The sequence below is a fragment of the Microbacterium trichothecenolyticum genome, from assembly GCF_030818955.1.
GTDB classification, from domain to species: domain Bacteria; phylum Actinomycetota; class Actinomycetes; order Actinomycetales; family Microbacteriaceae; genus Microbacterium; species Microbacterium trichothecenolyticum_B.
In genome coordinates this window covers 2614851-2629164 of sequence record NZ_JAUTBF010000001.1, presented here as the reverse complement: position 1 = coordinate 2629164, position 14314 = coordinate 2614851, and the positions used below count along the sequence as shown (strand labels likewise).

At 68.4% G+C, this 14314-nt stretch carries 13 protein-coding genes, 1 tRNA gene and 1 pseudogene; 7 read left to right on the top strand and 8 right to left on the bottom strand.

Annotated features, from left to right (window positions below; genetic code table 11):
• Positions 1-8 precede the first annotated feature (8 nt).
• Positions 9-935: a rhomboid family intramembrane serine protease gene (locus QE412_RS12435; RefSeq protein WP_307484196.1), complete on the top strand. Its 927-nt coding sequence runs from the start codon at positions 9-11 to the stop codon at positions 933-935.
• Positions 936-997: 62 nt separating this feature from the next.
• Here QE412_RS12435 and QE412_RS12430 read toward each other — a convergent pair whose 3' ends face one another.
• Entirely contained in the window at positions 998-1237 is a 240-nt protein-coding gene (locus QE412_RS12430) for a cell division protein CrgA (protein WP_307484194.1), read from the bottom strand.
• Positions 1238-1291: 54 nt separating this feature from the next.
• Between QE412_RS12430 and QE412_RS12425 the strand changes: the two genes are divergently transcribed.
• The 3 genes from QE412_RS12425 to QE412_RS12415 are packed head-to-tail and all read left to right on the top strand — an operon-like array spanning position 1292 to position 2885.
• The gene (locus QE412_RS12425) at positions 1292-2083 is read left to right on the top strand and encodes a class E sortase (protein ID WP_307484191.1); all 792 of its coding nucleotides are present in this window, start codon (positions 1292-1294) and stop codon (positions 2081-2083) included.
• Positions 2083-2238 carry a hypothetical protein gene (locus QE412_RS12420; protein ID WP_307484187.1) on the top strand — a complete coding sequence of 52 codons (156 nt, stop codon included), beginning with the start codon at positions 2083-2085 and terminating at the stop codon, positions 2236-2238. Before QE412_RS12425 ends, QE412_RS12420 begins: the two co-directional genes overlap by 1 nt.
• On the top strand, positions 2235-2885 hold the full coding sequence (locus tag QE412_RS12415; protein WP_307484183.1) for an anthranilate synthase component II: 651 nt from the start codon (positions 2235-2237) through the stop codon (positions 2883-2885). The genes QE412_RS12420 and QE412_RS12415 overlap by 4 nt, the downstream gene beginning before the upstream one ends.
• On the opposite strand, the gene pknB is transcribed toward QE412_RS12415, so the two are convergent.
• From pknB to QE412_RS12380, 7 genes and pseudogenes are all read right to left on the bottom strand, one after another.
• Complete coding sequence (pknB, locus tag QE412_RS12410; protein WP_307484180.1) at positions 2863-4563, bottom strand: Stk1 family PASTA domain-containing Ser/Thr kinase; 1701 nt, start codon at positions 4561-4563, stop codon at positions 2863-2865. The genes QE412_RS12415 and pknB overlap by 23 nt on opposite strands.
• A gap of 32 nt (positions 4564-4595) precedes the next feature.
• Positions 4596-6371, bottom strand: coding sequence for a serine/threonine-protein kinase (locus QE412_RS12405; RefSeq protein ID WP_307484177.1), 1776 nt, complete (start codon positions 6369-6371; stop codon positions 4596-4598).
• Positions 6368-7823 (bottom strand): annotated as a pseudogene (locus QE412_RS12400) (peptidoglycan D,D-transpeptidase FtsI family protein). The gene QE412_RS12405 and the pseudogene QE412_RS12400 overlap by 4 nt, the downstream one beginning before the upstream one ends.
• Positions 7824-7872: 49 nt before the next feature.
• Entirely contained in the window at positions 7873-9273 is a 1401-nt protein-coding gene (locus QE412_RS12395) for an FtsW/RodA/SpoVE family cell cycle protein (protein WP_307484174.1), read from the bottom strand.
• Complete coding sequence (locus QE412_RS12390; RefSeq protein ID WP_307484171.1) at positions 9270-10508, bottom strand: PP2C family protein-serine/threonine phosphatase; 1239 nt, start codon at positions 10506-10508, stop codon at positions 9270-9272. The genes QE412_RS12395 and QE412_RS12390 overlap by 4 nt, the downstream gene beginning before the upstream one ends.
• Positions 10509-10517: 9 nt before the next feature.
• Positions 10518-11060 carry an FHA domain-containing protein FhaB/FipA gene (locus tag QE412_RS12385; protein WP_307484168.1) on the bottom strand — a complete coding sequence of 181 codons (543 nt, stop codon included), beginning with the start codon at positions 11058-11060 and terminating at the stop codon, positions 10518-10520.
• Entirely contained in the window at positions 11057-11794 is a 738-nt protein-coding gene (locus tag QE412_RS12380) for an FhaA domain-containing protein (protein WP_307484165.1), read from the bottom strand. Before QE412_RS12380 ends, QE412_RS12385 begins: the two co-directional genes overlap by 4 nt.
• A 153-nt stretch (positions 11795-11947) precedes the next feature.
• Between QE412_RS12380 and QE412_RS12375 the strand changes: the two genes are divergently transcribed.
• The 3 genes from QE412_RS12375 (at position 11948) to QE412_RS12365 (ending at position 14130) form a co-directional block, all read left to right on the top strand.
• Positions 11948-12031, top strand: a tRNA-Leu gene (locus QE412_RS12375).
• 136 nt (positions 12032-12167) lie between these two features.
• The gene (locus QE412_RS12370) at positions 12168-13448 is read left to right on the top strand and encodes a histidine kinase (protein ID WP_307484162.1); all 1281 of its coding nucleotides are present in this window, start codon (positions 12168-12170) and stop codon (positions 13446-13448) included.
• Positions 13441-14130: a response regulator gene (locus tag QE412_RS12365; protein WP_307484160.1), complete on the top strand. Its 690-nt coding sequence runs from the start codon at positions 13441-13443 to the stop codon at positions 14128-14130. The genes QE412_RS12370 and QE412_RS12365 overlap by 8 nt, the downstream gene beginning before the upstream one ends.
• The last annotated feature ends 184 nt before the right edge of the window (positions 14131-14314 follow it).

Sequence of the window (14314 nt, the reverse complement as noted above, 5' to 3'; positions counted from 1 at the left end):
GACGGCGGGTGTCCACCACCGAGGAGTTCCGTCGCAACAGCGACAACTTCTGCTACCGGCATCCTGACCGGCAGAGCTTCGTCCTCTGCCAGCGGTGCATGCGAACCGTGTGCTCGGAGTGTCGTACACCCGCCGCCGTCGGCGTCATCTGCCCCGAGTGCATGGCGCAGCAGCGTGCCGCGCAGACGCCGGCGCAGAAGAAGGCTCAGCGTCGGTGGGCGGCTCGTCCGATGGCGATCGTGTCTCCCGACCGTCCGCGCATGACCCTCGGGATCATCGCGATCACCGGCTTGGTGTACATCATCGGCCTGATCCCGGGCGTCGGAACCCTGCTGTCGAACCTCCTGGCGTTCAACAGCGTCTTCCTCCTCCCGCAGGCAGGGGTCCTGCAGCCCTGGCGGCTGTTCACGGTCGCGCTCGTGCACGGTGGGTTCTTCCACGTGGCACTGAACATGCTGGCGCTGTGGTTCATGGGGCGCAATCTCGAGCCGCTGCTCGGACGTGCGCGTTTCCTCACGCTCTACGTGATCGGGACGTTGGGCGGCTCGGTCGCGGTGGCGCTGCTCGCGCCCGGTGTGTGGACGGTCGGGGCCTCGGGGGCGATCTTCGCCCTCTTCGGAGCGCTGCTCGTGATCGGGCGACACATCGGTGCCGACATTCGCGCGATCGCCGTCATCATCGGGATCAACTTCGCCTGGCCGTTCGTGGTCGCGGGCATCCAGGCGATCGGCACGGGCGACTTCGCGGGTTCCCTCGCCGCGGTGGGTGTCTCGTGGCAGGCGCACCTGGGCGGTCTCGCCACCGGAGCGGTTGTCGGGCTCATCTACGCACGTACCCGTGCGCCACGGCAGCGCGGCCTTCAGATCGGTCTGCTCGTGGCACTTTGTGTCGTGCTCGTCGGGTTGCTCGCGATCCCGGCCGTGGCGTACGTCTGAGAGTTATCCACAGGTTCATCCACAGCCTGGGGAGAATTACACGGGTGTAACTCCGACGGCGATCAGCGCCAGCGCGTCGTCATGAGGAACCCGATGAAAGCGATCCCGAAGCCGATGACGAGGTTCCACGGTCCGATGCCGGGCACGGGGAACTGTGAGTTGCTGAGATAGAACACCAGAACCCATACGAGGCCGATGAGCATGAGGCCGATCATGATGGGCAGGAACCACACGGGGTTCGGTGCCGATCCGCCTTCGTTGCGCTCAGCGATCGGGTCTTCGCCTTTGCCAGTTCGAGCCATGCGGCTCAGTCTAATGCTCAGGTAGCCCTCGACCCGCGGAACTAGAATCACCCCGTGCACACCATCGAGCAAGCGCCGACCCGACGCAGCAGACGTGGTGCGCGCGGTCAGCGTCGCCGCGTGACGGTCATCGGGGTCATCGGAGATCTTCTCCTCACCGCCGGGGTGGTCGTACTGCTGTTCGTCGTCTGGCAGCTGTGGATCGGCGACGCCATCATCGGTTCACAGTTCAAAGATGAAGCCGGTGACCTGACCGAGCAGTGGGCGACCAGCGCTCCCACGAGTTCGGCCCCCACCGTGACGCCGACTCCCGGGACGACCGGTCCGGCGACCGCGGAGCCTCCCGCACTGGACCAGCCCGGCGATGCCGAGGTGTTCGGGGTGCTGCGGGTGCCCCGCCTGGGCTCCGACTGGCAGTTCAAGCTCGCCGGCGGCGTCAGCGCCGGACGCACGCTCGACCCGATCGGCATCGGCCACTACCCCGACACCGCCATGCCGGGTCAGGTGGGAAACTTTGCCATTGCCGGTCATCGCGGAAGCCACGGCGCACCGTTCGCCGATCTCCCCTCGCTGCGCATCGGCGATGCGATCGTCGTCGAGACCCAGGGCGGCTGGTACACCTACCGCTTCCGCAACCTCGAGTACGTGCGACCCGAAGGCGTGAACGTGCTGCTTCCGTTCCCGCAGGCGCCGCAGATCGAGGCCACGGACCGCGTCATCACGATGACGACGTGCAGCCCGCGATACGGGTTCTCGGAGCGCGCCATCGCGTACGGCGTCTTCGAATCGTTCACCCCGCGAACAGATGCCGGTCCCCCGGTGTCGCTGACCTCTGGAGCCGCCTGATGTACGGAGCCCTCTGGCGCGTCCTTCCCGGTCCCTGGTGGGTACGGCTACTCGTCGTGCTGGTCCTGGTGGCCGCGGTGCTCTACGCGCTCTTCTTCTACGTGTTCCCGTGGGTGAGCGACATCGTCTACCCCCAAGAGGTCACCGTCGAGTGAACACACGGCGCGTGGTGGTCGTCGACAACCACGACAGCTTCGTGCACACCCTGGCCGGCTACGTCAGCGACCTGGGCGCCCGCACCCAGACGGTGGCGGCAGACGATCCTGGGCTTCGTGAGATCATCGCGTCACGCGCCGACGCCGTGCTCGTCTCACCGGGTCCTGGTCACCCACTCGCGGCCGGTCAGTCGATCGCCGTGGTCCGCGACGCCTTTGCCTCGGGGATGCCCCTGCTGGGGGTCTGTCTCGGCCACCAAGCGATCGCCTCGGCTTTCGGGGCACGGGTGGACCATGCCCCCGAGCTGATGCATGGCCTCACCAGTGCCATCCATCACGAAGGCGCCGGCGTGTTCGCGGATCTGCCCAATGGTTTCGTCGCGACGCGGTACCACTCGCTGGCGGTCGATCCCGCAACGATACCCCCCGTGCTCGAAGTCACCGCGCGCACCGAATCCGGGGTGGTCATGGGGATCCGGCACCGCAGCGCCCCCATCGAGGGCGTGCAGTTCCACCCCGAGAGCGTCTTGACCGACGGAGGCCATCTGTTGCTCGGACGATGGCTCGAGGATGCCGGTCTCACGGGCGCAGCGGCCCGCGGTCGGCTGCTGCACCCGCGCCGATTCAGGAGCCCGAGCAGGTCGTGAGCGTGATCTCGCTGTGCACCGGTACCTCGCCCGGAGCCAGCGATTGCGTCGCCACCGTCGCCGGGTTCGTGGCCCGGCATCCGGGGTCTTGCGTGACCTGCACCGTCAACTGCTTGTCGGTGGACTCGAGCCCGCGCTTGGCCGCATCGACCGTGTAGCCCGTGTAGTCGACGATGACGACCTGTCCACTCGCGACGACGAGGTTGACCGTGGTGCCCTTGGCGACCGCGGCACCCTGCTCGACACTCGACGAGATGACGGTTCCGCCCGCCAGAGCGGGGTCGTTCTGTCGTCGGATCGAACCGACTGACAGACCGGCCGCCTCGATGGCCGAACGCGCCTCGCTCTCGTTGATCCCGTCGAGGGTCGGCACCGTGGCGGTGTCGGGACCCGTGGAGACATAGAGCGTGACCTGCTGACCAGCGCTGACGGTGGTGGCGGCCTCGGGGGTCGTGCGCACCACATTCCCGGCTGCGATCTTCTCGCTCGGCTCGTTGACCCGGCTGGCCGTCATCTGCTCTGCCTCGAGCGTCTCGACCGCGCGCTCGTACGACATGTCGACGACGTTCGGTACCGAGACCGAGGTGGTCGGGACCTCCTCGGACTGCTGGATCTGCATGACCCAGATGAGGACGGCGACGAGGAGGACGGCCAGGACCGTCACCCCCGCCCAGATCCACGCCACCGGCGGGCCGGCCTGCGTGCGGCGCATGGTCGTGTCGGTGCTGAGCTGACGAAGCGAGCGGGCCGTCTCGGCGGCCTGGCGGGGATTCGGGCCGTACAGCTCGTTCGACAGCGCCGACATCTGACGCTTGCTCGGCGCCCTGCCCTCCGCCGTCTCGTCGAGGGCCTCGCGGAAGCTCGCAGCGTCCTGGGGGCGCTGGAAGGGGTCTTTGGCAAGGGCGCGCAGCACGATGGCATCCAGAGACCGCGGGATGGACTCGTTGATCTCGCTGGGCGCGAGCGGCGCCTCGCTCACGTGCTGGTACGCGACGGCGACCGGGGTGTCGCCGCGGAACGGCGGTCGTCCCGTCAGCAGCTCGTAGAGCACGACGCCGGTGGAGTACAGGTCGGCGCGCGCGTCGACCGACTCGCCCTTCGCCTGTTCGGGCGAGAAGTACGCCGCCGTGCCGATGATCGCTGTGGTCTCGGCGACGGTGGAAGACGAATCCGACACGGCTCGGGCGATGCCGAAGTCCATGACCTTCACACGCCCGGCCTCGGTGATCATCACGTTGCCCGGCTTGATGTCGCGATGGACCACCCCCGCCCGGTGCGAGTACTCGAGCGCCTCGAGGATTCCATCGACGTACCGCAGCGCGTCGTCGGTGGGAACGGGCCCCTCGGCGATCAGGTCTTTGAGCAGACGCCCTTGGACGAGCTCCATCACGATGTAGGGAACGGGACGATCCTGCCCGTCCACGCCCGTCTCGACGTCTTCGCCCGCGTCGAAAACGCGAACGATGGTGGGGTGCGCCATGCGCGACGCCGCTTGCGCCTCGAGACGGAAGCGCGTGCGGAATGCCGCGTCACCAGCGAGGTCGGTCTTCAGGATCTTGATCGCGACCGTTCGCCCGAGCGTCTGATCGTACCCGCGGTAGACGCTGGCCATGCCGCCGCGACCGATGAGGTCGTCGACGCGGTAGCGCCCCGAAAGGACGCGCGTCTCAGTGGTCACGAAGGAACTCCTGGCGTGGGGGGGGCGGTAGGTCAGGGCTTGGTCGCCGAGCCGTTGCCCGTGGCAGAGGGGCTCGGCGTGTTGCCGCCGGTGATGTTCGCCGACGCCTCGCCCGACGGGCCGGCCGTACGGTCGGTGCCCGAGCAGCTGACGGTGTATGTGACGCGCAGGGTCTGGCCCGTTGAGTTGCTGACCTTCAGCGAGGCGTTGCGGGCATCGGGGGCGAACGACGCGGTCGACTGGCCGTTCGTGTCGAACGTGCCGTTGGTTGCCGTGAAGTTGTATGACTTCACCGACCCGGTACCCGACGGGCAGGTGTACTGCTGCCATGAGACCTGGATGTCGCTTCCCGCGGCGACGGAGGACCCGGGCAGCGTGGGCGTGCCCGGAGTGGTCAACGGAGTCTCGTCGGCGTAGGCGGTCACGGTGATCGTGGTGCCCTGGTCGACGCGACCGGTCGGGTTGACGTCATAGATGAGTCCGACGTCGCTCGCGGTAGTGGCGGCATTGCCGACGCGGCAGTCAGCCACCAGGCCGTTCGTCTCGAGGATGCCGCGGGCGTCGTCACACGTCTCGCCCATCAGCCCGAGCGAGGACACCTCGACGCGCGTCGACGTGGGAGTCGGCGTCGGTGTCGGCGTCGAGGGTGCGGGCGTGGGAGTCGATGCGGTGGGTGAGTCGCTCGTGGGCGCGGGGACCGGGTCGTTCTGGTTGGAGAGCAGTCCGAACACCGTCACGCCGAGGATCAGCGCGAGAAGGGCGATCAGCGCGATGAGGGGCCACGTCCAGCGTGAACGCTTCTTCTGCGGCGCCGCGTCTTCTTCGGTGTGCTTCTCGGTCAGCAGCGAGGTCGCTCCCGCTCCCGCGGCGGCGGACGGCAAGAGGCGCGTCGTCGCGGAGGTCCGACCCGCCGTGAGCAGCTGCGTGGCGTCGTCGACGACGGCGGCTCCCGCGGCGATCGCCGGGACAGCCGCGGCCGCAGCCGCGAGGTCGCCGCGGCGCAGCGCGGTGGCGGCGCGCGAGACGGCGGCCGACGATGCGGGGCGGTCTTCGGGCTTCTTCGCGATCATCGCCATGACGAGGTTCTGCACCGGGACGGCCACGGTGGGCGGCAGGGGTGCGGGCTGCTCGTTGATCTGTGCCATCGCGATGGCCACCTGCGACTCGCCCGTGAAGGGGCGCTTGCCCGCGAGGCACTCGTACGCGACGATGCCGAGCGAATAGGTGTCGGTCGCCGGCGAGGCGGGGTGCCCCGAAGCCTGCTCGGGCGAGAGGTACTGCACGGTGCCCATGACCTGGCCGGTCGCGGTGAGCGGTACCTGGTCGGCGATGCGCGCGATGCCGAAGTCGGTGATCTTGACGCGGCCGTCGGGGGTGATCAGCAGGTTGCCCGGCTTGATGTCGCGGTGCACGAGACCCGCCGCGTGCGCGGCCTGGAGGGCGGCTGCGGTCTGGGCGACGATGTCGAGCGTCTTGTCGGTGGACAGCGACCCCTCGCGCTCGAGGATCGTCGACAGGGCTTCGCCGGGGACGAGCTCCATCACGAGGAAGGCGCTGCCGTTCTCTTCGCCGTAGTCGAAGACGCTGGCGATGCCCTCGTGATTGACGAGTGCGGCGTGACGGGCCTCGGCGCGGAAGCGCTCGAGGAAACCGGGATCGCCCATGTACTCGTCTTTGAGGATCTTGATCGCGACGGTTCGTCCGATGACGTGATCGGTCGCTTCCCAGACCTCGCCCATGCCGCCGATCGCGATCCGCGAATCGAGCTCGTACCGCCCGCCGAAGGTCACACCCTGTGTCGGTCTCATTTACCCAGCACCGCCTCCATGACCTTCTTTGCTATCGGGGCGGCGATCTCGTTGCCGCTCCCGCTCTGCCCCTGGCCTCCGCCGTTTTCGACCACCACGGCGACGGCGACCTGGGGGTCGTCCGCCGGTGCGAAGCCGGTGAACCAGAGAGTGTAGGGACGGGAATCGTTCTCCGCGGTGCCGGTCTTACCCGCCACCTGGACCCCGTCTATTCTTGCATTCGATGCCGCGCCGTCCTGGACGTTCGCCGTCATCATCGTGACCATCTCCGCGGCCAGGTTCTGGTCGAGAGCGCGGCCGAACTCGCTGTTGGACCCCTCGGCGGCGACCGACAGATCGGGCTTGACTCACCCGGTCGACCATGCGGGGGTTCATCACCATTCCGCCGTTCGCGATGCCGGCCGAGACCATCGCCATCTGCAGGGGGGTCGCGCGCACGTCGCCCTGTCCGAATCCGCTCAGCGCGGTCTGCGGCGCGTTCGGCGCGGCGGGATAGGTCGACGCGGTGGACTCCAGCGGCATTGAGAACTTCTTGTTGAAGCCGTACTTCTCGGCCTCGGCCCGGATGGCGTCATCGCCCAGCTCGACCGCCAGTTCGGCGAACGGGATGTTGCAGCTGAGGCGCAGAGCCGTCGCGATCGTGACGGTGTCGCCCCCGCCACAGGTGCCGCCGCCGGCGTTGCTGACGACGTTCGTCGACTGCGGCAGCGTGTACGCGGCCAGGTTGGGGAACGACGAGTCGGGGGTGTAGCGACCGGATGCCAGGGCCGCCGAGGCCACGACGAGCTTGAACGTCGAGCCGGGCGGGTTCATGTCGCCTTCGATCGCCCGGTTCACCAAGGGCTTCGACGGATCCGCCACGAGCTGGTCGTAGGCCGCGTTGACGGCGTCGGTGTCGTGGGAGGCGAGGATGTTGGTGTCGAAGCTCGGTTTCGACACCATGGCGAGGATGCGTCCGGTCGACGGCTCGATGGCCACCACGGCGCCCTGCTGATCGCCGAGCGCGTCCCACGCCGCCTTCTGGACGTTCGCGTTGAGGGAGAGCTCGACATTCGAGCCGCGCGGTGCCTGCCCGGTGATGGCCCGTTCGATGCGCGAGAAGAAGTCCTTCGAGTCCGAGCCGCTCAGGACCGTGTTCTCGGCGGCCTCGATGCGGGTCTTGGAATCGAGCACCGCGTTCATGTATCCGGTCACGGGCGCCCACATGTCGGCATCCACGTACTGCCGCTGCCAGCTGTACACGTCGTTGGAGGGGACCGACGAGGCGATCGCGGCTCCGCTGGCGATGATCGACCCCCGCTGGATCTCGTACGAGTCGTAGAGGGCACGGGTGTTGCCGGTGGTGTTGGTCAGATCGTTGGCCTGAGCGACCTGGATGATGCTCGTCGAGGCGAACAGTGCCAGGAACATCGCGAGCATCACGATGCTGAGGCGTCGCAGTTCTTTGGTCACGATGCCTCCTCCGGGTGTGCGGTGATGAACGGTACGGACGACAGGGGCATCAGCCGATCACCACCCGCGGACGGCTGCGGACGGCATCCGAGATGCGCAGCAGGAACGCCACGATGATCCAGTTGGCGATGAGCGAGGAACCACCCGCCGCCAGGAACGGGGTCGTGAGACCGGTGAGCGGAATGACCCGCGTCACGCCGCCGACCATGATGAACACCTGCAGGGCGATGGTGAACGAGAAGCCCGTCGCGAGCAGTTTGCCGAAGTCGTCCTGCCCGGCGAGCCCGACCCGGATGCCACGGCTGGCGAACACCATGTACAGCGCCAGGATCGCGAACAGGCCCACCAGTCCCAGCTCCTCGCCCAGGCTCGGCACGATGTAGTCGCTCTGCGATAGCGGGGTGATGTAGGGGCGCCCCTGACCCAGGCCGGTGCCGAACAGGCCGCCGTGCGCGAGACCGAAGATGCCCTGGACCAGCTGGTAGCTGCCGCCGTCGCGGTTCACGACGTCGGGGTCGAACGCGTTCAACCAGTTGGCGAAGCGGCCGTTCACGTAGGGCAGGACGCGGGATGCCAGGAACGCGCCCACGCCGACGAGCACGAGGCCGATGAACACCCAGCTCGTCTTTCCGGTGGCGACGTACAGCATCGCCACGAACATGCCGAAGATGAGCAGTCCGGTACCGAGGTCGCGCTGGAGCACGATGATGCCGAGCGACACGAGCCAGATGATGAGCACCGGTCCGAGCTCGCGGGCGCGCGGCCAGGTCATGAACAGGAAGCGCGTGCCGGTGGAGGTGAGGCTCTCGCGGGTGCGGACGAGGTACCCGGCGAAGAAGATCGCCAGGCAGATCTTCGCCAGTTCACCCGGCTGGAACGACACGAAACCGAGCGACACCCAGACATCGGCGTTCTGGTCGGTGCCCAGTCCCGGAACGAACGGCAGCAGGAGCAGCAGGATGCCGACGAGGCCGAAGAGGTAGGTGTAGCGGAACAGCACGCGGTAGTTGCGCACGAAGATCAGCACGGCCAGGGCGATGACCATCGCGATGACCGCCCAGGCGATCTGGCGGTTCCCGGTGGCATCCCACCCGCTGGCCTTGTCGGCGAGGTCGATGCGGTAGATCATCGCGATGCCCAGGCCCGTGAGCACCGTGGCGATCGGCAGAACGAACGGATCTGCGTCGCGCGCACGCAGGCGCAGCACGACGTGCATGACCAGCGCGAGCACGGCCGGAACCCCGGCCAGCGTCAGGAAGGCGGGATCGACCGTGCCGCTCACGCCGAGCTGCACCAGGGCGACCGCCGAGCCGTACACCGCGATGGCGAAGACGAGCAGGCCCAGTTCGCGGTTGCGCTGCGTCGCGGGCACCCGGATCTTCTTCAGCGCGCGCATGACGGCCGTGTCGGTGGACACCCGGTCTTCACGGGTCGGCTTCTGATCGGTCATCCGCCGGCCTCCTCGGTCGGGCGCAGACGGTCGACGATCAACTCGGCATCGGACAGCGAACGCGCCGAGATCGTGGCCTCGACGGTCTGCCGGTCGAAGTCGGACAGGTCGGCCAGCACGATGTTCGTGTCTTCATACACCGTGGACAGCGACAGGGGTCCGATGGACTGTTGGATGCCGCGATAGATGACGACCGAGTTGTCGTCGGCGCCGACGTAGTACCGCGTCTGGGTCCAGTTGTAGCCCGCGAAGAGGGCGAGCCCGATGCCGACGAGCACCACCAGGAGTGCGGCAAGCCACCCCAGGCGTCGGCGTCGAGCGCGGCGACGGTCTTCTTCGATGAGTTCCTCGAGGAACTCGGCGGCGGGTTCGAAGTGCGTGGGCTCATTCGCCGCCTGGCGCGCAGGGTGCAGCCAGTTCGAGCGACCGGGGCGTGCGGCGGGAACGACCACACCGCTCGGATTCGAGGCCGAGCCGACGATGGTCGGGGTGCCGATGAACACCGGATGCTGCCCGCCGACGTCGACGAGGACGACGGTGACGTTGTCGGGGGCGCCACCGTCGAGCGCCTGTTTGAGCAGGGCGTCGGCGGTCCGTGCGGGCGGCATGCCCAGAGCGAGCGTGCGGGTGGTGTGCGCGTCGTCCACGACGCCCGACAGACCGTCGGAGCACAGCAGCCAGCGATCGCCGTCCTGCGTCGGCATGATGAACGTGTCGACCTCGGGGTCGGGGTCCATGTCTCCGAGAACGCGCATGAGCACGGAGCGACGAGGGTGGTAGCGCGCTTCTTCGGGCGTGATCCGTCCGGAGTCGACGAGGCGCTGCACGAACGTGTGATCGGCGGTGATCTGCGTGAGCGTGTCGTCGCGGTAGAGGTAGATGCGCGAGTCGCCGATGTGACCGATGACGGCGTAGTCGTCGACCATCACCAGCGCGCTGACGGTGGTACCCATGCCGGCGAGCTCGGGTCGGCGGGCGACCGTGTCGATCAGTTCGGTTGCCGTGTCCGCGAGGGCGTCGCGGATGGCGTGCTCGGCTTCGGCGGGGGTCGTGAAGGGCTGGTCGAGTTCGGTGAGGCGGTGAATGGCCAGGCTCGAGGCGACGTCACCGCCCGCGTGGCCGCCCATGCCGTCGGCGACCACGAAGAGGTTGGACCCGGCGTAGCCGGAGTCCTGGTTGTTGGAGCGCACCTTGCCCGTGTGGGAGATGGCGGCGCTCGAGCCCTGGAAGACCATGGAGGAGGGTTACTTCCTCAGCTCGAAGGTCGTCGCGCCCACCTTGATCGGTGCGCCCACCTTGACCTGCACCGGAGAAGCGACGCGCACCCCGTCGTGGGAGGTGCCGTTGGTGGAGTCGAGATCCTGCAGCATCCACTGTTCTCCCCACAGCACCAGACGCGCGTGGTGGCTGGAGGTGTAGTCGTCGCGAACGACCAGTCCCGACTCGCTGGAGCGACCGATCGTCAACGGTTCGGTGCCGAGCGGCAGTTCGAGGCCGGCCTTGGGGCCGCTCGTGATCACGATGCGCGAGACGGTGGCGGTGGTCGCGAGACCCCCCGTCGGCTCGGGTGCCGGGGTCGCGGCGGGGCGCTTGACCTGTGTCGTCACGGCGTCGGGTGCGGCGGTCGGCGCGGCGGCCGCGGGGGTGGCGGCTGCAACCGGCTCCGGGAGCTTGCGCACCTTCACGCCGAAGAGGTCGGCGCGAAGGGAGTAGACCACTCCGAACACGAAGAACCAGAGCAGGACGAGGAAACCGCCCTGCAGCAGGAGGAGAGTCAGCTGACTCATGACAGGGGTCCCCGTTCCCGGACGTCGAAGATACGCGTGGCGTCGGACGCCGAAGGGCGCCGCGGCGGCTGCGCCTGCGCCACCACTCGGAACACGATATTGGTCCGCCCGATCGAGATCGTCGAATCCGGCGGGAGAGCCGCCTCGGTGACCTTGCGTCCGTTCAGCGTCGTGCCGTTGGTCGAACCGAGGTCGCGGACCATCGCGCGCTCGCCGTCCCACAGGATCTCGACATGCTTACGGCTGGTTCCGGCGTCGGGGATGGTGATGTCGGCGTCGCTGCCGCGTCCGATCACGGTACGGGCCGAGGAGAGAGGGTGGCGTTTGCCGTCGATGTCAACGACCCCGCGCCAGGCGACCTGCCCCTCGGTGGTCTGCGAGTCGACGCGCAGGGTGCCCGTCGAGAGGGAGCCGTCTCGCTCGATCGAGATCGCCACCGGCCCGGCGAAGGAGTAGCCCTGCGTGCGGGCGTGCTTCTTGACCAGGGCGTCGAGTTCGGTGACGAGCGTGGAACCCAGCGCGCTCATCTTCTCGTCGTCGGCGGGCGACAGTCGCACCACGAAGGTGTTGGGTGTCAGGATGCGGTCCCGCGTGACGACGACGGCCTTCTTGTCGAGTTCGCTGCGCAGCGCGGACGCGATCTCCACCGGCTGGATGCCACTGCGGAAGGTCTTCGCGAACGCACCGTTGACGGCGCGTTCAAGACCTTTCTCGAAACTGTCGAGTAGCCCCACGAGACTCCTTCAGGCAGGCAGACCAGTGAGCACATCGTAGCCAGGGCTGCTGTACAGGTCATGGAAGCGGGCTTCGGGCCCGCGTTTCGCCAGTTGGTCGCGACCGTGATATTCTCGGGAAGTTGGTCGCGCGGCATCCTCGATGTCGCGCACGCGCGAGTGGCGGAATAGGTAGACGCGCTGGCTTCAGGTGCCAGTGCCTTCACGGGCGTGGGGGTTCAAGTCCCCCCTCGCGCACAGACAACGAAAAGGCCCCGGGGTTCGCCCCGCTGGGGCCTTTTTCGTTCCCCGGCGTGAAGCGGGAGGACGCTCGTCTTCGCTTCACGGCCCGGAAATGGCGAAAACCGCGACCGTGAGGCACGACGATGGAGTCATGCCCGGGGAGTCGCAGCCGACGAAGGAGTCCGTCAACACGGGACGGGTGGTGCAAACGATGCGCTCGCCCGTCTTCGCGGCGGTCGTCTTCCTCGCGACCGTTGTGCAAGTGTGCGCCGACCCCTTGACCGCGCTCGCGACCGGTGCCGGCGAGTGGGGTCACCGGTGGCCGCCCGCCGTCGTCATCACTCTCGCCGCGCTCGGATGCCTCGCCCAGGCCGTGTGCGTCACTCAGGCGGCCCGTCGGCCCGTCCTCGCGCTCCTGGGCGCGCTCGCGTGCTACCTCGCCGTGGCGTTGTGGCTCGGGGTACCGACGTGGGCGGCGCCCATGCATCTGGTCGTCGCGGTGGCACTGTTCGGTGTCGGCGCCGCCCGGTCCATCCCCGTGGCCGCAGCGTGGGCGGGCGCGACCGTCGCCGGGGCCGCCGCGGCCCTGGGCCTGTGGGCGGCGGGCGCCGGTGCACCGGCCGGCGCCGTCGTCGGGTTCGTTCTCACCGAGGGCACCGCCCTGGCATCCGTGAGCTTCGCCGGTGTGGCCCTGGGGATGCTCTGGGCGGTACTCGAACGTCGCACGCAGCGCGCCCGACGGCGCGCGCTGGCCTTCAAGGCGCAGCAGGCCGAGGCGGTCGAAGCGTCACGCAACGCGGAGCGCGGCCGCATTGCCCAGGAACTGCACGACGTCGCCGGTCAGCACCTCGCGGGACTCGTGTCGCTGTGCGACGCCTCGGTGGAGCTGGCGCCCGAGCACCCCCAGCAAGCCCTCCACCTCATCGAAGAGGTCCGCGCAGAGGGCAGGTATGCGGCCGCGAGCCTGTACGGCGCGCTGGGCGATCTGCGCGCGGTCGACTCGCGCGCGCAAACGCCGACTCCCGACCTGCGCCGTCTGTCCGTGCTCATCGACTTCTGGCGGGATCGGGGCATGGACGTGCAGGTCGAGACGACGGGCGACCTGCAGGCTCCGCCCGTGGTCGTGTCGACGACCGCGTACCGCGCCATCTCGGAAGGGCTGTCGAACATCGCCAAGCACGCACCGGGCGCGCCGGTCGAAGTGCGCGTCGAGGTCGACCCCGTACGACTCACGGCCGCCGTCTCGAACGGGGCGGCGCGACGAGCGAGAGCCGACGAGGACGAACTCGGCTTGGGGTGGGGTTTGGATAACCTGCGCGAGAAGCTCGCTCTCGTCGACGGATCGCTGAACGCATCGCCGAACGATCGGGGCGGGTGGCACCTGGGAGTGGAGATTCCTTTCCCGAGGACGACGGAGGCGGAACGTGAGTGAGACCCCAGTGATCCGGGTGGTGATCGCCGACGACAACCGTCCCTTCCGTCGCGGCGTGCGTCTGCGTCTGGAGCACGCCGACGGGATCGTCGTCGTGGGGGAGGCCGCGAACGGTCGCGACGCGCTCGCCGGAGCGCTGTCGGAGCACGCGGACGTGGTGTTGATGGATCTCGAGATGCCGGAGATGAACGGCATCGATGCCACGCGCGCCATCGTCGAGACATCGCACGGGAAGACCCGCGTCATCGTCCTGACCAGCCACGGCGAGGATCATCTGGTGATGCGCGCTCTCGGCAACGGCGCCGCCGGCTACCTGCTGAAGACCCACGACAGTGCCCAACTGGTCGAGGCGATCCGTGCCGCGCACCGCGGCGACGCGCTCGTGTCGACACACGTGACCGGTCCCGTCCTGCGAGAGATCGTCGACCGCCGACTCACCCCGGCGGACCGCGAGAAGCTCGCGTCGCTCAGCCCGACCGAGAGTCGCGTCGTCCGTCTTCTCAGCGAGGGGATCACCTCCAACGAGCAGCTCGCCGCACAGCTCGTGGTGTCGGTGAACACCATCCGCACTCACATCCAGTCGTCGCTGCGCAAGGTCGACGTCGCCGACCGCACCCAGTTGGCGCTGTGGGGGGTGCGCGTCGGCGCGGAGCTCACCCCTCGTCCGGATGGACGATTCTGAGCCGCGCGACCTGGGTCCTCGTGTACGCCGGTGGCAGGTACCCGCATCGGTGGGAATAGTCGTTTGACCGGCGGAAATTCTCCGTTCTCGACGTGCGGGCGATGCTCGCGCCCGATGTACCCGGCGACGATGGCTGGCGGGACCCCGCCCGCACCATGGCTTCGCGCCGCGTCTGTCCGGCGTA